The sequence below is a fragment of the Curtobacterium sp. VKM Ac-1376 genome, assembly GCF_015351025.1.
GTDB lineage: Bacteria > Actinomycetota > Actinomycetes > Actinomycetales > Microbacteriaceae > Curtobacterium.
This window is the reverse complement of the sequence record NZ_JADKRV010000001.1, coordinates 479,655-497,042: the sequence shown is the minus strand read 5'-3', so window position 1 is coordinate 497,042 and position 17,388 is coordinate 479,655. Positions and strand designations below refer to the sequence as shown.

18 protein-coding genes are annotated in these 17,388 nt (G+C 71.7%); 7 read left to right on the top strand and 11 right to left on the bottom strand.

What is annotated here, in order from left to right:
* Nucleotides 1–73 precede the first annotated feature (73 nt).
* Nucleotides 74–703 (top strand): MOSC domain-containing protein, encoded by a 630-nt coding sequence (locus ITJ56_RS02395; RefSeq protein WP_194627201.1) that lies wholly within the window; start codon nt 74–76, stop codon nt 701–703.
* A gap of 9 nt (nt 704–712) precedes the next feature.
* On the opposite strand, the gene ITJ56_RS02390 is transcribed toward ITJ56_RS02395, so the two are convergent.
* Entirely contained in the window at nt 713–1,096 is a 384-nt protein-coding gene (locus ITJ56_RS02390) for an MmcQ/YjbR family DNA-binding protein (RefSeq protein WP_194627199.1), read from the bottom strand.
* A gap of 141 nt (nt 1,097–1,237) precedes the next feature.
* Here ITJ56_RS02390 and ITJ56_RS02385 point away from each other — a divergent pair, with 141 nt between their 5' ends.
* On the top strand, nt 1,238–1,537 hold the full coding sequence (locus ITJ56_RS02385) for an excalibur calcium-binding domain-containing protein (protein ID WP_323749700.1): 300 nt from the start codon (nt 1,238–1,240) through the stop codon (nt 1,535–1,537).
* A gap of 136 nt (nt 1,538–1,673) precedes the next feature.
* Here the strand turns inward: ITJ56_RS02385 and epsC are convergent, their stop codons facing one another.
* From epsC to ITJ56_RS02370, 3 genes are all read right to left on the bottom strand, one after another.
* Nucleotides 1,674–2,234: a serine O-acetyltransferase EpsC gene (epsC, locus tag ITJ56_RS02380; RefSeq protein ID WP_194627195.1), complete on the bottom strand. Its 561-nt coding sequence runs from the start codon at nt 2,232–2,234 to the stop codon at nt 1,674–1,676.
* 20 nt (nt 2,235–2,254) lie between these two features.
* Nucleotides 2,255–3,193 carry a cysteine synthase A gene (gene cysK / locus ITJ56_RS02375; protein ID WP_194627193.1) on the bottom strand — a complete coding sequence of 313 codons (939 nt, stop codon included), beginning with the start codon at nt 3,191–3,193 and terminating at the stop codon, nt 2,255–2,257.
* 259 nt (nt 3,194–3,452) lie between these two features.
* Entirely contained in the window at nt 3,453–4,490 is a 1,038-nt protein-coding gene (locus tag ITJ56_RS02370) for a dipeptidase (protein ID WP_194627191.1), read from the bottom strand.
* 144 nt (nt 4,491–4,634) lie between these two features.
* Here ITJ56_RS02370 and ITJ56_RS02365 point away from each other — a divergent pair, with 144 nt between their 5' ends.
* Nucleotides 4,635–5,132: an SRPBCC family protein gene (locus ITJ56_RS02365; RefSeq protein WP_194627189.1), complete on the top strand. Its 498-nt coding sequence runs from the start codon at nt 4,635–4,637 to the stop codon at nt 5,130–5,132.
* Here ITJ56_RS02365 and ITJ56_RS02360 read toward each other — a convergent pair.
* The 6 genes from ITJ56_RS02360 to ITJ56_RS02335 form a co-directional block, all read right to left on the bottom strand.
* Complete coding sequence (locus ITJ56_RS02360; RefSeq protein WP_194627187.1) at nt 5,099–5,932, bottom strand: MurR/RpiR family transcriptional regulator; 834 nt, start codon at nt 5,930–5,932, stop codon at nt 5,099–5,101. The two genes, ITJ56_RS02365 and ITJ56_RS02360, sit on opposite strands and share 34 nt — an antisense overlap.
* Nucleotides 5,929–7,188, bottom strand: a complete 1,260-nt coding sequence (locus ITJ56_RS02355) for an allantoate amidohydrolase (protein WP_194627185.1) — start codon at nt 7,186–7,188, stop codon at nt 5,929–5,931. Before ITJ56_RS02355 ends, ITJ56_RS02360 begins: the two co-directional genes overlap by 4 nt.
* Nucleotides 7,185–8,429 (bottom strand): pyridoxal-phosphate-dependent aminotransferase family protein, encoded by a 1,245-nt coding sequence (locus ITJ56_RS02350; protein ID WP_194627183.1) that lies wholly within the window; start codon nt 8,427–8,429, stop codon nt 7,185–7,187. Before ITJ56_RS02350 ends, ITJ56_RS02355 begins: the two co-directional genes overlap by 4 nt.
* 43 nt (nt 8,430–8,472) lie before the next feature.
* On the bottom strand, nt 8,473–9,837 hold the full coding sequence (allB, locus tag ITJ56_RS02345; protein ID WP_323749699.1) for an allantoinase AllB: 1,365 nt from the start codon (nt 9,835–9,837) through the stop codon (nt 8,473–8,475).
* Nucleotides 9,834–10,598 carry an aspartate/glutamate racemase family protein gene (locus ITJ56_RS02340; RefSeq protein WP_194627181.1) on the bottom strand — a complete coding sequence of 255 codons (765 nt, stop codon included), beginning with the start codon at nt 10,596–10,598 and terminating at the stop codon, nt 9,834–9,836. Before ITJ56_RS02340 ends, allB begins: the two co-directional genes overlap by 4 nt.
* A gap of 158 nt (nt 10,599–10,756) precedes the next feature.
* Nucleotides 10,757–12,322, bottom strand: a complete 1,566-nt coding sequence (locus ITJ56_RS02335) for an NCS1 family nucleobase:cation symporter-1 (protein ID WP_194627170.1) — start codon at nt 12,320–12,322, stop codon at nt 10,757–10,759.
* 250 nt (nt 12,323–12,572) lie between these two features.
* Between ITJ56_RS02335 and ITJ56_RS02330 the strand changes: the two genes are divergently transcribed.
* Entirely contained in the window at nt 12,573–13,136 is a 564-nt protein-coding gene (locus tag ITJ56_RS02330) for a VOC family protein (RefSeq protein WP_194627168.1), read from the top strand.
* Between the two features lie 39 nt (nt 13,137–13,175).
* Here the strand turns inward: ITJ56_RS02330 and ITJ56_RS18810 are convergent, their stop codons facing one another.
* A complete protein-coding gene (locus ITJ56_RS18810) occupies nt 13,176–13,907 on the bottom strand; it encodes a FadR/GntR family transcriptional regulator (RefSeq protein ID WP_194627166.1) in 732 nt (243 codons plus the stop codon).
* Nucleotides 13,908–13,993: 86 nt separating this feature from the next.
* Here ITJ56_RS18810 and ITJ56_RS02320 point away from each other — a divergent pair, with 86 nt between their 5' ends.
* From ITJ56_RS02320 to ITJ56_RS02310, 3 genes are all read left to right on the top strand, one after another.
* Complete coding sequence (locus tag ITJ56_RS02320) at nt 13,994–14,899, top strand: proline iminopeptidase-family hydrolase (RefSeq protein WP_228516932.1); 906 nt, start codon at nt 13,994–13,996, stop codon at nt 14,897–14,899.
* 110 nt (nt 14,900–15,009) lie between these two features.
* Nucleotides 15,010–16,416: an APC family permease gene (locus ITJ56_RS02315; RefSeq protein WP_194627161.1), complete on the top strand. Its 1,407-nt coding sequence runs from the start codon at nt 15,010–15,012 to the stop codon at nt 16,414–16,416.
* Nucleotides 16,413–17,342, top strand: a complete 930-nt coding sequence (locus ITJ56_RS02310) for an acetamidase/formamidase family protein (protein WP_194627159.1) — start codon at nt 16,413–16,415, stop codon at nt 17,340–17,342. The genes ITJ56_RS02315 and ITJ56_RS02310 overlap by 4 nt, the downstream gene beginning before the upstream one ends.
* Nucleotides 17,343–17,388 lie beyond the last annotated feature (46 nt).

Below are 17,388 nucleotides of genomic sequence, written 5' to 3'. Positions count from 1 at the left end.
CGTCACACGCGGTGTCGACAACGGCGAGCGGCTCGGCTTTGCGCCGCGCTCCGGTTGCGTCAGAGTGGCTCCCATGTCGCTCGTCACAGCCGTCTGCCGCGTCGACCGTCTGCTGGCGGATTCCGGCGTCATCGGCGTCACCGCCATCGACAAGCGCCCTGTCCAGGGCAGCGTCCGGGTCCGGCCGCTCGGCCTGCGCGCCGACGTGCAGGCGAACCGCAAGTACCACGGCGGCGAGGACCAGGCCGTGTACGCCTACGCCGACGAGGACGCCGCGTACTTCGCTGAACTGCTCGATCGCGAGGTCCCGGCAGGGCTGTTCGGTGAGAACCTCCGCACCAGCGGCATCGACGTGACCGGCGCCGTGACCGGTGAACGGTGGCGGATCGGCGACACCCTCGAACTCGAGGTCACCGTTCCCCGCACCCCCTGCGGCACGTTCGCCCGCCGGATGGGGATCGACAAGTGGGTGAAGCGGTTCGCGGACGAGGGTCGACCCGGCGCGTACTTCCGCGTGGTCCGGTCCGGCTCGGTGGCCGCCGGTGACCCGATCGAGGTCACCTACCGACCCGGCCACGGGGTGACCATCGGCGAGATCTTCGGCGACCTGGCGCCCGAGCGCGCCCGGGCCGTGCTCGAGTCGGGCGAGCGCCTGGCACCGAAGGTGCTGCGGGACCTGTCGAAGGTGGCAGCGCGGGCGTGATCTGCTGCGTCAGTCCGGCAGCGAGCCACGAGTCGGGTCGATCGGCCGCCGGGCCCGGGGCAGCCCGGCGACCACCAGGTCGTACGCGTTGGCCACGAGGTCCTCGACCAGGGTCTCGTCGATGCCGTCGCCCGGCGTCACCGTGATCCAGTGCCGCTTGTTCATGTGCCACCCGGGGGTGATCTCGGTGTGGTCGCGGACCAGCGAGGCTCCGTGCGGGGGCGCGCACTTCAGGTTCACGATCGGGGTCCCGCGTACCTCGCTGACCATCACGAACATCTTGCCGACGACCTTGTAGACCACGGAGCCCTCGCCGAAGGGCTGCGTCTCGACGGCCGCCGGCAGCGCGAGCGCCGTGCGGCTCGCCACGTCGTGCAACTGCTCGCCGTCCATGCGCCCAGCATGCCGCAGGCCGCCGACGGTGAACCTCGTTCGGGGGTGGGTCGCGCGGGCGGATCACGTCGTAGGATCACCACGCCGCGCACCCGACGCGGCGGTCGCTCGCGCGATCACCACCAGTTCCAGGGGGAACCCGTGCGCATCATCCGCACCCTCGGCATCGCCGCCGCCACCGCCGTCCTCGCGACCACCGTCGTCGTCGGCGGGACCTCGACCGCGCAGGCCGCGCCGAAGTCCTACGCCAACTGCACCGCGGTGCACAAGGTGTACTCCGGCGGCATCGCCAAGAAGTCCGTCAAGAAGAACAAGGTCGTCTCCGGCGGCAAGGCCACCTACCGGGCGCTCAAGGGCACGGTGAAGAAGGACGACGCGCTGTACAAGGCGAACACGAAGCTGGACCGCGACAAGGACGGCATCGCCTGCGAGAAGAGCTGACGCTCGCTCCTCGCCCACGGTGACCGGCAGAACACCGGTGTTCGCGTCCTGAACACCCACACACCGCGGTGCGACGCGCGAACACCGGTGTCTTGCGGGACCGGTGTTCTGCGGGCCTGACGTGACGCGGGAGTGCTCAGAGCGTGGGAACGCCCTCGTGCCCGGATCGGGGACGAGGCGTCCCGGCGACCCCGGTGACGACCGACCCCGCCGGCACGTCCTTCGTCACCACGGTGTTGGCGCCGACGACGGAGTCCGGCCCGATCGTGATCGCACCGATCAGGGACGACCCGGCGCCGAGCACGACCCGGTCGCCCACGACGGGGTGCCGTCGCGCTCCCGGCCCGTGGTCACCGCCGCGTCCGCCGAGGGTCACTCCGTGGAACAGCAGCACGTCATCGCCGATCACCGAGGTCTCGCCGATCACGACGCCCATGCCGTGGTCGATGAAGAACCGTCGGCCGATGCGCGCACCCGGGTGGATCTCGATCCCGGTGACGGACCGGGCGACCTGCCCGAGCAACCGGGCGGCGAACCGCGACCCCGGCAACCCCTGGGCGTTCCAGAGCCGGTGCGTCACCCGGTACGTCCAGATCGCGTGCAACCCCGAGTAGACGATCGCGTTCTCCAGGTCGCCCCGGGCAGCGGGGTCACCGCGGCGTGCTGCGGACAAGTCCTCGCGGATGGTCCGCAGCACGCCTCGTCGGCGGCCACGACTCACGCAGTGAGCCCCTCGAAGAGCACCGTCGACAGGTAGCGCTCTCCGGTGTCGCACACGATGGCGACGACCCGCTTGCCCGCGTTCTCGGGGCGTGCGGCGATCTCGAGTGCCGCGTGCACGATCGCGCCGGACGAGATGCCCGCCAGGATGCCCTCCTGCGTGGCCAACGCGCGGGCGACCCGGAGTGCGTCGTCGAGCTCGACGGCGAACACCTCGTCGATGACGCTGCGGTCGAGGACCTCCGGGATGAAGTTCGCGCCGATGCCCTGGATCTTGTGTGGCCCGGCCTTGCCCTCGGTGAGCAGGGGCGAGTCCTTCGGCTCGACGGCGACGATCTGCACGCCGGGGACGCGCTCCTTCAGGACTTGACCGACCCCGGTGATCGTGCCGCCGGTACCGACGCCCGCGACGAACACGTCGACGTGCTCCTCGGTGTCGCGGAGGATCTCCTCCGCAGTGGTCTTCCGGTGGATCGCGGCGTTGGCGGCGGTCTCGAACTGGTGGGCGAGGATCGCGCCGGGCGTCTCGGCGACGATCGACTCGGCCTTGGCGACCGCGCCCTTCATGCCCTCGGACCCGGGGGTGAGGACGATCTCAGCGCCGTACGCACGGATGACCGCGCGCCGCTCGACACTCATCGTCTCCGGCATCGTGATGACGACCCGGTAGCCGCGAGCGGCACCGACCAGGGCGAGCGCGATGCCGGTGTTGCCGGACGACCCCTCGACGATGGTGCCACCGGCCTGCAGTTCGCCGGACTCCTCGGCCGCGTCGATGATCGCGACGCCGAGGCGGTCCTTGACGCTGGCGCCGGGGTTGTAGAACTCCAGCTTGGCGAGGACCTCGGCGCCGCCGGCCTTCGGCAGCCGGTTCAGCTTGACGAGGGGCGTGTTGCCGAACGCCTGGGAGATGTTCTCGTAGATGGTGCCGCTCATCCGGTCCGTCCTCTGCAGCTCAGGTCGCGCATCGCTCTTCCTGGAGGCGCGGTGTGCGCCCGATCCTAGCGACCGGACCCCAGGCGGTCCTGTCCGTGACGTGCCGTGCGCGCCGGGCGCACGTCGCGCCTCCAGGCCCGGTTCCTGTGCTGCGAAGGCGACAGATGCCTGCCGAACGTTCGCGGGACTCTGTCGTTTTCGCGGAGGTGAGCAGAGCCAGCGCCGAGAAGGGTCGCTTTCGCGGCACGGTCCCACCGCGTCAGCGCACGAACGCCGTCCGGGCGAATCGCTCGTCGGTCGCCTCGAGCACCCGCAGCACGTTGCCGCCGGCGAGCGCCCGCAGATCCGGCTCGCCCCAGCCGCGCCGCACGAGCTCCGCCGCCAGCACCGGGTAGCGCGACACGTCCCGCAGTTCCGGCGGCAGCACGGGGGTGCCGTCGTAGTCGCCGCCGAGCCCGATGTGCGCCGCACCCGCGACGCCGCGCGCGTGCTCGACGTGGTCGGCGACGTCGGACGCCGTGACCAGCGGCCGCTCCCCCACCATGCCCGACTCCTCCCAGTCCGCCCACGCCCGCGACACGAACTTCGGCACGAACGTGATCATCACGACGCCGCCGTTGTCCGCCAACCGGCCGAGCACGTCGTCGGGCACGTTCCGCGGATGGTCGTCGATCGCGACGGTCGACGAGTGGCTGAACACGACCGGCTGCGTCGCCACGTCGAGCGTGTCTCGCATGGTCGCCGGCGCGGTGTGGGAGAGGTCGACGAGCATGCCGATCCGCTCCATCTCGGCGACGACCTTCCGGCCGCGATCGGTCAGGCCGCCGTGCGCCCGCGCCCCGGTGGCGGAGTCGGCCCAGGGGGTGTCGTCGTTGTGGGTGAGCGTCATGTAACGGACGCCGAGCCGTGCGAGCGTGCGGAGGACGGCGAGGTCGTCCCCGATGGAGTGTCCGCCCTCGGCGCCGAGCAGCGAGGCGACCCGGCCCGCGTCGACGGCGGCTCGTACCTCGGCCGCGGTACGGGCGAGTGCGAGGTCGTCGGGGTAGCGCTCGATGATCCGGTGGGCGAGGTCGACCTGCTGCAGGGTGGTGCGCACGGGGTCGGGGTCGTCGGCGGGCACGAAGACCGACCAGAACTGCCCGACGACGCCACCGGCGCGGAGCTTCGGGAGGTCGGTGTGGAGCGAGGCGTCCGCGGAGTCGATGCCTTCGACGCCGGAGTCGTGCGTCTCTCGGCGCTCCCACGGCAGGTCGTTGTGGCCGTCGATGACCGGGAACGGGAGCGCGTCGAACGTCATCCCTCGACGCTACCGCCCGTGCCGCCGTGGCTAGGCTCGAGCCGTGCACCCCGTCACTCTCCGTACCGAGCGCCTGGTGCTCTCGACGCCGGCACCCGCCGATGCCGACGACGACCGATCGGCCGCGACCGGCTGGCCGGCGTCGTGACCGTGTCGTTCCGGGTCGTCACGGACCTGCCCGTGCCGCCGGAGCGCGCCTTCGCGCTGTCGCTCGACATCGGGGCCCACGAACGGTCGATGGCGGCGAGCGGTGAACGCGCCGTCGCCGGCACGACGGCCGGCACGATCGGCCTGGGCGAGACCGTCACCTGGCGCGCTCGGCACTTCGGGATCGTGTGGCGGATGACGAGCAGGATCACCGCCCTGGAGGGACCCCGCCGGTTCGTCGATGAACAGGTGCGCGGGCCGTTCGCCCGCTTCCACCACGAGCACCGCTTCGAGCCGTCGGCCGGCGGCACGCGCATGGTCGACACGATCACGTTCCGCGCGCCGCTCGGCCCGCTCGGCCGCGTGGCCGAGGTGCTCGCGCTGGCGCGGTACATGCCGCAGCTCATCGCCGACCGAAACGCCTCGCTCGCTGCCGAGCTGCGCGCGGACTCGGACGGCGATCAGGGCGCGGCGAGCTCCCCCAACGCGTCGTAGGCGCTCGCGACGGCGTCGACCCGCACCCGCCCGCCGGGTCCGGAGGCGTCGTACACGTCGTTCGCGATCGCGGCCACGACGGCGAACAGCGCCGCCATCGAGTCGAACGCCGACGGCGAGTCGACCGGGCAGAGGATCGCGGTGGTCGCGGAAGCCGCGATGACCGCAGCGGTGGGGTCGCCGAGCACGACGACGTCCGCTCCGGAGTCGACACAGTGCCGGACGATCCGTTCCACCCCGGCGGTGTGCCGGCGCACGGTCACCAGGACGACGAGGTCGTGCCGGTCGAGGTCGGCGACCTCTTCACCGAGCCGCTGCCCGGGCGACGGACCGACGCGGACGTCGGACCGCACCTGCGCCAGCTGCGACCGCAGTTGCAACGCGATCGGGTACGCGCCGCGTTCGCCGAGGACGAGCACCCGGCGGGCACGGACGATCCGGCGGGCCAGCCGCGGGCGGTCCGCTCGCCCCAGGGAGGCGAACGCTGCGTCGAGGTTGCGGGCCTCGACGGCACGCTGGTCGACGTGGGCGGCGTCCTCGGCCACCCACGGCAGCCCCGAGCCCCGCGCGGACATCAGGTTCTGCCGGACCTCGGCGGCGTCCTGGAACCCCAGGGAGCGCACGAGTCGCGAGACCGTCGCCTTCGACGTGCCGGACTCCGCCGCGAGTTCGGCGGAGGTCCCGACGAGCAGGAGTTCCGGGTCGTGGCGGACCATCGCGGCCACCCGGCGTTCGGCCGGCGAGAGCTGGTCCCACACGGCGTCGACGCGGGCGCGGACGTCGGGGCCGCCGGTGCTCATGCCCGTGCCACGCGTCCGACGGCGACGGCGAGCGCGTCGAGTCCGAGGGCGATGTCCGGTGTCGAGACGTACTCGTCCGGGTGGTGGCTGATGCCGTCCGGGTTGCGGAGGAACAGCATCGCGACGTCGGTCACGAGCCCGAGTGACATGGCGTCGTGTCCGGCCCGCGAGAACAGCTCCACCGGCGTCGTCTCGCCGGTCGACGCGATCCCGGCGCGGACGGCGTCCATCAGCCGCGGCGCGCAGAACACCGCTGGCGCACGGTGCACCTCGGTGGGGGTGACGCTCACCCCGCGCCGCTCCCCGATCAGGGTGAAGGCCTTCGTCAGTTCGTCCCAGACGTCGTCACGCTCGTCGTCGAACTCGCCGCGCAGGTCGACGGAGAACCGTGCGAGCCCGGGGACGACGTTGACGGCTCCGGGTTCGACGGTCATCGTGCCGACGGTGCCCACCTGGTGCGAGGCCCGGCAGATCCGTTCCACCGCGAGCGCGGCCTCGGCGGCGGCGAGCAGCGCGTCGTGCCGGCGCTCGTAGGGGGTTCCACCGGCGTGCCGGGCCTCTCCCACGGCCTCGACCGAGAACCGTCGGGCGCTCGCGATGCTCGTGACGACCCCGAGGGCCTGCCCGGCCTGTTCGAGGTGCGGCCCCTGCTCGATGTGCGCCTCGAGGTAGCCGACCACCGACGCCGGGTCGACCGCGGCGTCGCCGACGCGCTCCGGGTCGAGGCCGAAGTCGGTGAAGGCCTGCCGGAGCGTGACACCGTCACCGTCGGCCAGTTCCCACCAGGAGTCGTCCCAGACGCCGGCCACCGCGGACGAACCGAGCAGGGCCTTGCCGAAGCGCGTGCCCTCTTCGTCGGAGAACGCGATGACCTCGAGCGCGACGGGCAACGGGCCGTCGACCGCGAGTCGGGCGGCGGTGCGGATCGCCATGAGCACCCCGACCACGCCGTCGAAGCGTCCGGCGTCCACCACGGTGTCGAGGTGTGAGCCGAGCAGCAGCACCGGGGCCTCCGGTGTCGCGCCCGCCACTCGGCCGTGCAGGTTGCCGGCGGCGTCCTGCCATGTGGTGAGCCCGGCGTCCTGCATCCAGCCGGCGACGATCGCGTTCACCCGCGCGTGCTCGGGCGACAGGTAGACGCGGGTGATCCGCCCTGGTTCGGCGGTCACGACCGCGAGTTCGTCGCACCACCCGGCGACGAGTTCGGCATCGGTGGCGGCGACGGCGGTGGCGCTGAGCACTGGGGCGGCGCTCATGCGAGCACCCCGACCGGATCGGCGGCGGGGACTGCTCCGTAGACGTCGAGGGCAGCGTCCACACCGCCACCCTGCGGCACCCCGTGCCCGGCGCGACGGAGCGCGTGCTCGAGCGCGGCGAGGGTCGTGACGACGGTGTCCTTGCGGGCGTTGTAGCCCATGGTGCCGATGCGCCAGACGCGTCCGTGCAACGGCCCGAACGAGGTGCCGATCTCGATCCCGTGGTCGTGGAGCATCGCGGCCCGGACCTGGTCGCCGACGACGTCGGATGGGATCTCGACGGCGACGACGTTGTGCATCTTGTGCGCCACATCGCCGAACACCTGGAGCCCGATGGCCTGCACACCGGCGAGCATGGCGCGGCCCGCGGTCTCGTGGCGGGTGACCACGGCGTCTCGACCTTCCTCGAGCAGGATGCGGGCGCACTCGTGGGCGGCGTAGAGCATCGACGCAGCCTCGGTGTGGTGGTTCAGCCGGCGCGGGCCCCAGTAGTCGAGGATCATCGCGAGGTCGAGGTAGTTCGACCGGATCGGCTCGTCGGCGACCTCGTCACCGGGTTCGCGGATGCCGGCCTCGACGCTGCGGCGCTCGTCGAGCACGGCGACGGCCTTCGGCGACAGGGTGACGGGAGCGCCGCCGGACGGCCCGCCGAGGCACTTCTGCAAGCCGACGCTCGCGGCGTCGATCCCCCAGGTGTCGACCTCGAGCGGGTTGCCGCCGACCGTGGCCGTGGCGTCGGTGTAGAGCAGGACGCCGTACCGCTCGCAGATCGCGCCGAGCTCGTCGAGCGGCTGGTTCATCGTGGTCGACGTGTCGCCCTGCACGACCGCGAGCACCTTCGGTCGGACCCGGGCGATCGCGGACTCGATCGCGGACGGCGTGAAGACCTGGCCCCAGTCGGTCTCGATGGTGTGGACCTCGGCCCCGGCACGACCGGCGATCTCGGCGAGCAGGTGCCCGAACCGACCGAACACCGGGACGAGCACGCGGTCCCCCGGGGCCAGGAGCGAGACGAGCACCGCTTCGATGCCGGCGCGCGAGGTGCCGTCGACCAGCAGCGTGGCGTCGTTCTCGGTGCCGAACACCCGACGGTAGAGCGCCTGCGTCTCGTTCATCGTGGACGTCATCCACGGGTCGTACTGGCCGACGAGCGGGGTCGACAGCGCACGGAGCACACGCGGGTCGGCATCGATCGGCCCCGGGCCCATGAGGAGACGGGCGGGTGGGTTCACTGGGAGCATGGTGGTTCCTTCCGTTCCGGCGACGACGATACCGGAACGATCGTTACAGGGGTGTTTCCGTGACGAGCACGGACCGGCCGACGAGCGAGCCCTCGACGCCGACCACGCCACCGTCGGCGGTGGCTATCCGGCGCCCCCGCAGCCAGGTCTCGGTGACGCTGCCGAGCACGTGCAGCCCGTCGAACGCCGAGACCGGGTTGCGGTGCTCGAGTCCGGCGACGTCGACGACCGACTCGGCGGTCGGGTCGAACACGGCGAAGTGCGCGACGGCACCCGGAGCGATCACGCCGCGGTCGCCGAGGCCGACGAGCGCCGCCGGGCCGGTCGTGAACAGCGGCAGCACTGCCTCGAGCGGGATCCCCCGGCGCTCGGCCTCGGTCCACGCCGCCCGGAAGCCGACCTGCAACCCCGCGACCCCGCCCCAGGCGAGCCCCCAGTCGTCGGTCTTCAGAGCCGCCGTGGAGGGCGAGTGGTCCGACACGACCAGGTCGATCGTGCTGTCGAGCACGCCCGCCCACAGGGCGTCACGGTTCGCGTCGTCGCGGATCGGCGGGCAGCACTTGTAGGCCGTCGCGCCGTCCGGGATCGTCGCGGCCACGAACGACAGGTAGTGCGGGCACGTCTCGACCGTGATCCGGACGCCGTCGTCCTTCGCGGCGCGGATCATCGGCAGCGCACCGGCGTCGGACAGGTGCAGCACGTGCACCCGCGCCCCGGTGGCACGCGCGCCGTCGATGACCTGCGCGATCGCGGACCGCTCGGCGGCGACGGGACGGGTGGCGAGGAAGTCCACGTACCGGCCCCCCAGCGCCCCGTGCGGGACGAGGTGCTCCGGGTCCTCGGCGTGCACGATCAGGAGTGCGTCGAGCCGGGCGACCTCCGTGATCGCGGCCCGGAGCTGCACGGGGTCGAGGTGCGGGAACTCGTCGACCCCGCTCGGCGCCGTGAAGCACTTGAAGCCGTGGACGCCGGCGTCGTGCAGGGCGTCGAGCGACCCGAGGCTCGCGGGGACCGCGCCGCCCCAGAACCCCACGTCGACGGCGACCCGGCCCTCGGCACTCGCACGCTTGACGGCGAGCGCCTGGACCGTGGTCGTCGCGGGGATCGAGTTGAGCGGCATGTCCACGATCGTGGTGACCCCACCCATGGCTGCGGCCCGGGTCGCGGAGACGAACCCCTCCCACTCGGTGCGCCCGGGCTCGTTCACGTGCACGTGGGTGTCGACGAGACCGGGCAGCAGCACGTGCCCGTCCGGCACCGCGTGGTCCTGCGCGGCGTCGACCACCGCGTCGAGGGGCAGGACGTCGGTGATCCGTCCGTCACGCACGACGACGGCGGCCGGCCGGAACACACCGTCGACCCATGCGCGCGGCGCGCGCAGCACCAGGTCGGCCGGGAGGCCCGTCACGAGCCCGCCCCGACCGTCGTGACCGCCGCCGGGTGGCGTTCGAAGCCCGCCAGCAGCCCCGACATCGGCTTCACCGGCGGCAGCGCGTACTCGCCGCGCTTGCCCGTGGACAGCCCGAGCCGGACGAGCGACTCGGCCAGCACCGTGGCCGCCGCGACGCCGTCGACGACCGGCGCCCCGATCGCCAGCGAGACCTCGGCGCAGATGTCGGCCATGCCGGCGCACCCGAGCACGACGGCGTCCGCTCCCCCGTCGATCACCGCCCGGCACTCCTCGACCACGAGCGCACGCGCGCCGGACGCGGGGTCGTCGAGCTCGAGCACCGGGACCTCGCACGCCCGGACCTCGGTGACGAGCGCGGCGAAGCCGTAGCGGCCGGCGAGCTCGTGCGCGCGGCCGGTCGTCCGCGTCAGGGTGGTGACGACGCCGAACCGGCGGCCGAGCATCGCGGCCGCGTGGAAGCCCGCCTCGGCGATGCCGATCACCGGCACGGTCGCGAGCTCTCGTGCGGCGTCGAGCCCCGGGTCCCCGAAGCAGGCGACGACGAAGGCGTCCACCCCGTCACGCTCGCCGCGGGCGATCTGCTCGAGCAACCCGGGCACGGCCAGTGCCTCTTCGTAGTGGCTCTCGATCGAGGCCGGCCCCATCGTGGGCTCGACCGGTTCGATCAGCGTTCCGGGAGCGGCGACCGCACGGGCCGCGACGCCGATCGACCGCGTCATCAACGCGGTGGTGTTGGGGTTGACGACGCGGATGCGCATCAGGGTCCTTCCGGTGGAGCGAGTGGAGCCGTGGAACGGGTGACGCTGGGTGGTGACCATCGTGGCGGGGGCGGGGCGGGCCTCCCGGCCGTGTCCGGGATCTGTGGACGACCGAGCGTCGCGGCCCGCCCTGTGGAGGACGGCCGCGACGCCGGCGGTCAGGCGCGACCGACGGCCGCGCCGTCGTCGACCGAGGGGTCGTCCGCGTCGAGCACGGGCATGCTCGGCCGGACACGCTCGAGCGCCCAGAAGACGACGAGGCCCAGGCCGCACCCGATGAACCAGCTGTAGCTGGACAGCCAGGGCAGCACGCCGAGCGCCGGGGGCAGGACCGCGCTCGCGACCGAGACCGCGCCGGTGACCACGAGGGTCCAGATGGCGTTCGGGTTGAACCCGCCGCGGTACCAGTACCGCGCGGTGCGGCTCGTGGAGTACATGTCGTCGACCGCGATGCGCTGCTTGCCGACGATGTAGTAGCCGGCGATGAGGATGCCGAACAGCGGGCCGATCAGCGCACCGAGCACCCCGAGCGTGTACAGGATCGCCTGGTCGTTGCCGTACCAGTTCCACGGGGTGAGGAGCACCGAACCGACCGCCGCGATCATGCCGCCGGCCCGCCAGGAGATCTTCCGCGGAGCCACGTTCGAGAAGTCGAACGCGGGGCTGATGAAGTTCGCGACGATGTTGATGCCGACGGTCGCGGTGACGAACGTCAGGCCGCCGAGCAGGATCGCGAACGGGGCACCGATGGCCTGCACGGTCTCGATCGGGTCGGTGATGAGCTTGCCGAACACCGGCACCGTCGCACTGGCGCAGAGCACGGTCAGGACCGAGAAGAACAGGAAGTTGATCGGCAGCCCCCAGAAGTTGCCGCGCTTGACCGCACGGAACGACCGGCCGTAGCGCGAGAAGTCACCGAAGTTGAGCATTGGGCCCGAGAAGTAGCTGACGACCAGGGCGACCGCGGACAGCATCACCGGGATCGATGCTCCGAACGACAGCGGCTCGCCCGCCGACAGCGTGAACGAGATGTTCGACAGCCCCGCCTGGCTGACCAGGTAGATCGCCAGGGCGATCATCACCACGTACACGGCCGGCCCGGCCCAGTCGATGAACTTCTTGATCGCCTCCATGCCCATCCAGAACAGCGCGCCCTGCGCCGCCCAGAGGATCGCGTACGAGATCCAGCCGAGTGCCGACAGCCCGAGGAACGAATGGTCGAGCAGCGCCGCGGACGCCGGGATGAACTTCAGGAAGATGATGTTCAGCGACTGCGCCGCCAGGAACGTCTGCACCCCGTACCAGGCCATCGCGATCAGGCCGCGGATGATCGCGGGGACGTTCGCACCGAGCACGCCGAACACCGCACGGTTGATCACCGGGTACGGCACCCCGGTGCGTTGCGAGGGCTTGGCGACCAGGTTCGCGAACACCTGGACGATGAGGATGCCGACCACCAGGGCGATGAGCACCTGCCAGCTCGCGATGCCCAGGGCGAAGAGCGACCCGGCCGTGACGTAGCCACCGACCGAGTGCACGTCGGACATCCAGAAGGCGAAGAAGTTGTAGCTCGTCCAGCGCTGTTCGCGCAGGGGGGCGAGGTCCTCGTTCGTGAGCGCGGGGTCGTACCCGGGCTTCACGACACCGGCACCCGCAGGAGCGGGCGCGGCGGTCGTGGTGGGGGCGTGGGGCGCGGCGACTGGTGTCGCGGTGTCGGTTGCCATGGCGTCCTCCGAGGGAGTGGGAAGCGGGGCGGTGCGTGCTTGAGCACGAAGCTACGGAGCCACTTCGCCCCCGTCGTTTCCCTCGTGTAACGGTCGTGTGTCCCGCGCCCCGTCCTGGAACGACCGTTCCGAAACGGTCCGCTCGACGTGTTCACCCACCGTCCGGGACCGCTCTGCGGCTTGCCGCACCGATGTCGCACGGAGCACGCACGGACCGGAGGGCGCGAGCGCGCGGTGGTACGAATCGAGCATGACCAGGGGAATCAGGATCGACCACGTGGGCGTCACGGTGCCGGACATCGACGCAGCAACGGCGTTCTTCGAGGCGGCGTTCGACGCCGTCGTCCTGTACGACATGCGGCGGCGGCACGAGGCGCCGAACAGCAGTCCCGAGGCGCACGACTACCTCGGCATCCCGAGCACGATGGCGCAGGGAGCCATGCGGATGCTCGCGCTGCCGGAGGGCCCCGGACTCGAGCTGTTCGAGTACCTCGGCCCGGAGCAGCGGAACCCGGCGCACCCGTCCGACCTGGGCTGGCAGCACCTGGCGATCTACGCCGACGACCTGGACCACACGCTCGCCCGGGTCGAGGCGGCCGGCGGCACCAGGAACTCCGACCCGCGCGACCTGCGCGGCGACGAGGCGGGGGCGGGGAACCGGTTCGTCTACACGCGCACACCGTGGGGGTCGACGCTCGAACTCGTCAGCTACCCGACGCCGCAGCCGTACCTGCTGCACGCGCCGCGACCGAAGTGGGCGCCGTGGCCGATGTCGGACGACGTGTTCCCGATCCCGGCACCCGCCGTGGGCTGACGAGCAGTCGGCGCATGCCGGGCGGGCGCCGTGCCCTGCTCAGTGCCGGGGCACCTGTCCCGTCCGCCGCACCGCGAGTTCGAGCAGCTCGACGTCGATCCCGACGTGCTGCCGCGCGATCGTGCCGGCCTCCGTCGCGCGGCCCGAGCACACCGCCTCCACCAGGGCCTCGTGCTCGTGCAGCGCCCGGGTCTCCATCTCCGCCATGCCCTCGGCCGTGCCCCACAGGTGCGCCGGAGCGGCGATCGAGATCTGCGACTCCAGCCCGGCGAGCGCGGTACGCAGGGCGTCGTTCCGCGCGGCGTCGATGATCGAGCGGTGCAGCACCGCGTCGGCCTGCTGCTTCTCGATGCCTGACGAGGCCCGGCGGAAGACGTCGAGACGTGAACGGATCAGCTCGACGTCGTCCGGTGTCGCGCGCTCGGCAGCGGCCGCGGCGAGCGCCCCGTGCAGCAGCGCGATCGCGTCGGCGGTGTCCTGGATCGCCGCCCACCGGGCGAGCAGCACGCGGCCGACGGCGTCCGACGACGTGTCCGGCCACTGCGTCCGGACGAAGGTGCCGCCGCCCCGACCACGCCGGGTCTCGAGCAGGCCACGGTCGACCAGCCGCGCGATGGCACCGCGGACAGTGACCCGGGCGACGCCGAGCAGCGCCGCGAGCTCGCGCTCCGGCGGTAGGCCGGCGCCGGGCAGGTACTCCCCCACGGCGACGGCGGTGACGAGCCGGTCCTCGACCTCGTCGACACGGGTCTCGGTCGCACGATCGGACACCCGGGCCCCCTTCGAGTTGTTACGACCACGTTAAGGCAGCAGAAAAGGTATTGCGTGGGACCTTTTTCGCCTCCATGCTGACCCCCATGTCCAGCATCACCGAATCCACGATGCCGTTCCGCGACGGCGAGACCTGGTACCGGGTCACCACGCCCGACGCTCCCGTCGCCGGCGCGCTGCCCCTCGTCGTCCTGCACGGCGGGCCCGGCATGGCCCACGACTACCTCCGGAACCTCGCGGCCCTGGCCGACGAGACCGGGCGCACCGTGGTCCACCACGACCAGTTCGGCTGCGGCCGGAGCAGCCACCGTCCGCAGGCCCCGGTCGACACGTGGCAGCCGCAGCTGTTCGTCGACGAGTACGCGGCGCTCGTGGAGCACCTCGGCCTCGGTTACCACCACGTCCTCGGGCAGTCCTGGGGCGGCATGCTCGGGGCCGAGATCGCCGTGCGGCAGCCCGCCGGACTCCGGTCGCTCGCCATCTGCAACTCACCTGCCTCGATGCAGCTCTGGGTCGACGGCGCCGCCGAGCTCCGTGCGCAGCTGCCCACCGACGTGCAAGATGCCCTGACCCGGCACGAGACCGCCGGTACCGTCGAGGACCCGGAGTACCTCGCTGCGACGCAGGTCTTCTACGAGCGCCACGTCTGCCGCGTCGTCCCGATGCCACAGGACTTCGTCGACTCCGAGGAGCAGATGGAGCAGGAGCCGACGGTCTACCACACGATGAACGGCCCGAACGAGTTCCACGTCATCGGCACGATGCGCGACTGGACCGTCGTCGACCGACTCGACCGCGTCGCCGTACCGACCCTCGTCGTCGCGGGCGAGCACGACGAGGCCACACCCGCCACGTGGGCCCCGTTCGTCGAGCGGATCGCCGACGTCCGGCAGCACGTGTTCCGGGGTGCGAGCCACTGCTCGCACCTGGAGCAGCCGGCGGAGTTCCGCCGCGTCGTCGCGGCGTTCCTGGCCGCGCACGACGGGTCCTGAACCCGCCACGAACACCCCTGGAGGCGCGGTGCGGGCCCGCCCCGCGCCTCCAGACCGCAGTTCCCCGCCCCACCGCCGCACCCGTCCCTCCACCCGAAACGGAACCCGACATGTCGCAGCAGCACAGCGAGCTCTCCGCACAGCAGCAGCTCGAGGCCTACGGCTACAAGCAGGAGCTCAAGCGCTCCGTCTCCACCACCGACCTGCTCATCTACGGCCTGGTCTTCATGGTCCCGATCGCCCCGTGGGCGATCTTCGGCACCGTCTACAACGCCTCCAGCGGCATGGTGCCGCTGGTGTACCTGGTCGGCCTCGTCGCGATGATCTTCACCGCCCTGGCCTACGCGCAGATGGCGAAGTCGATCCCCCTCGCCGGCAGCGTGTTCTCGTACGTCGGCCGCGGCATCCACCCCACCGCCGGCTTCTTCGCCGGCTGGGCGATCCTGCTCGACTACCTGCTCGTCCCGACGCTGCTCTACGTGTTCGCGGCGGAGAGCATGGTCGGCATCTTCCCGGGCACGCCCCGCTGGCTGTGGGCCCTGGTCTTCGTGGCGATCAACACCGTCATCAACCTGCTCGGGGTGTCCTCGCTGAAGCTCGCGAACCGCATCTTCCTGCTCATCGAGCTCGTCTTCGTGGTGATCTTCGTCGTCATCGCGATCGTCGCCCTGACCGGTGGCACGATCCCGGACGCGTCCTTCGGCACGGAGCAGATCTGGGACCCGGCGAAGGTGTCGGCGCCGCTCATCGCCTCCGCCCTGTCGATCGCGGTGCTGAGCTTCCTGGGCTTCGACGGCATCTCCACCCTGTCCGAGGAGTCGACGGGTCGCCGCGGCGGTGCCGGCACGGCGATGATCCTTGCGCTCGTCATCGTGGCGTTCCTGTTCATCCTGCAGACCTGGCTCGCGTCGGCTCTGGCCGCTGGCCGTGACTCGTTCTCGGACAGCGAGGCCGGCAACGCCTTCTTCACCGTGGTCGAGCAGGCGTCGTCGAGCGGCTGGGCCACCGCGTTCTTCGCCGTCAACGTCCTCGCGGTCGGCATCGCGAACGCCATGGCCGCCCAGGCCGCGACGAGCCGTCTCCTCTTCTCGATGAGCCGCGACCGCCAGCTGCCGGCGTTCCTGCACAAGCTCAACGGCCGTCAGGTCCCGCAGAACGCGATCATCGTCGTCTCGGTGCTGTCCGCGATCCTGGTGCTGTTCTTCGTCGGGCAGATCGACACGATCTCGTCGCTCGTGAACTTCGGTGCGCTGTTCGGCTTCATGCTCCTGCACGTGTCGGTCTTCGTGCACCACATCGTCAAGGGGAAGTCGCGCAACTGGCTGCTCCACCTGGTCGTGCCGCTCGTCGGGTTCCTGATCATCGGGTACGTGCTGCTCAACGCGGCGGTCGAGGCGAAGGTCGGCGGGATCATCTGGCTGATCGTCGGCGCGGCCGTGTTCCTGTACTACCGACGCACCGGCCGTTCCACCGAGGTCGGCTCGGAAGCAGATCCGACGACGGAGGACGCACGATGACCCCGGACCACCTCCTGCCCAACGCGCTCGGCCGCCCCGGGTTCTCCGCCGACCGCGAGCCCGTGCTGCGGATCCGCCCCGGCACCGGCGAGGCCATCGGATTCGAGACCACCGACGCCGTCTACGCCGAGCTCGACCAGCACCACGACATGGCGCAGCTGCAGGCACCGATCAACCCGGTCACCGGCCCGGTGTTCGTCGAGGGCGCCGAGCCCGGCGACACGCTCGCCGTGACGATCCACTCCATCGAGCTGACCACGCACGGCTGGTCGGTGTCCCTGCCCGGCTCCGGGGCGCTGCAGCACGTGATGGGCGACGAGGTCTTCGCCCGTCGCTGCCCGATCGAGGACGGGATGGTGCAGGTGTCCGACCGACACCGGTTCCCGGTGCGACCGATGATCGGGTGCATCGGGACCGCGCCGGCCGAGGGCGAGAACTCGACGATCATGCCGGCGTACCCCGAGGGCGGCAACATGGACGTCACCGAGGCCCGGCCGGGCTCGACCGTGTACCTGCCCGTTCGCGTGCCGGGTGCGCTCCTGTCGATCGGTGACATCCACGCCCTGATGGCCGAGGGCGAGTCGTCCTTCGTCGCCATCGAGGCCCAGGGCACCGCGATCGCCTCCGTCGACCTGGTCAAGGGCGGCCCGGTGCTCCGCGCACCCCGCATCGAGACCGCCGACGACTGGCTGTTCGTCGGGCTCGGCGACCCCGTGCAGGAGAGCGTCCGACGCGGGTACGAGGACGCCTTCGCGTTCCTGGTGGACGAACACGGCTGGACCGCCGAGGACGCCTACGCCGTGCTCAGTGCGGTGGGCGACTCGAAGCTCGGCGGCCCGACGGGTTCGGTCGCTCCGGACCCGCTGCACCCGTTCGCCGCCGTCGGCTCGGTCACCCTGCACCGGGTGCCGAAGGCGGTGCTCTGAGGGTTCGCTGGGGGTGATGAGCCCTTCATGAGCAGAAATGGTCGGG

Excerpts from the sequence above, each read along its gene's own strand:
- ITJ56_RS02310 (WP_194627159.1), top strand. The coding sequence starts at position 16,413 with ATGACCCCGGACCACCTCCTGCCCAACGCGCTCGGCCGCCCCGGGTTC.
- ITJ56_RS02390 (WP_194627199.1), bottom strand. The coding sequence starts at position 1,096 with ATGGACGGCGAGCAGTTGCACGACGTGGCGAGCCGCACGGCGCTCGCG.
- ITJ56_RS02340 (WP_194627181.1), bottom strand. The coding sequence starts at position 10,598 with ATGCGCATCCGCGTCGTCAACCCCAACACCACCGCGTTGATGACGCGG.
- ITJ56_RS02320 (WP_228516932.1), top strand. The coding sequence starts at position 13,994 with ATGTCCAGCATCACCGAATCCACGATGCCGTTCCGCGACGGCGAGACC.
- ITJ56_RS02335 (WP_194627170.1), bottom strand. The coding sequence starts at position 12,322 with ATGGCAACCGACACCGCGACACCAGTCGCCGCGCCCCACGCCCCCACC.
- ITJ56_RS02355 (WP_194627185.1), bottom strand. The coding sequence starts at position 7,188 with ATGAGCGCCGCCCCAGTGCTCAGCGCCACCGCCGTCGCCGCCACCGAT.
- ITJ56_RS02370 (WP_194627191.1), bottom strand. The coding sequence starts at position 4,490 with ATGACGTTCGACGCGCTCCCGTTCCCGGTCATCGACGGCCACAACGAC.
- cysK (WP_194627193.1), bottom strand. The coding sequence starts at position 3,193 with ATGAGCGGCACCATCTACGAGAACATCTCCCAGGCGTTCGGCAACACG.
- ITJ56_RS02395 (WP_194627201.1), top strand. The coding sequence starts at position 74 with ATGTCGCTCGTCACAGCCGTCTGCCGCGTCGACCGTCTGCTGGCGGAT.
- ITJ56_RS02350 (WP_194627183.1), bottom strand. The coding sequence starts at position 8,429 with ATGCTCCCAGTGAACCCACCCGCCCGTCTCCTCATGGGCCCGGGGCCG.
- ITJ56_RS02330 (WP_194627168.1), top strand. The coding sequence starts at position 12,573 with ATGACCAGGGGAATCAGGATCGACCACGTGGGCGTCACGGTGCCGGAC.
- ITJ56_RS02360 (WP_194627187.1), bottom strand. The coding sequence starts at position 5,932 with ATGAGCACCGGCGGCCCCGACGTCCGCGCCCGCGTCGACGCCGTGTGG.
- ITJ56_RS02315 (WP_194627161.1), top strand. The coding sequence starts at position 15,010 with ATGTCGCAGCAGCACAGCGAGCTCTCCGCACAGCAGCAGCTCGAGGCC.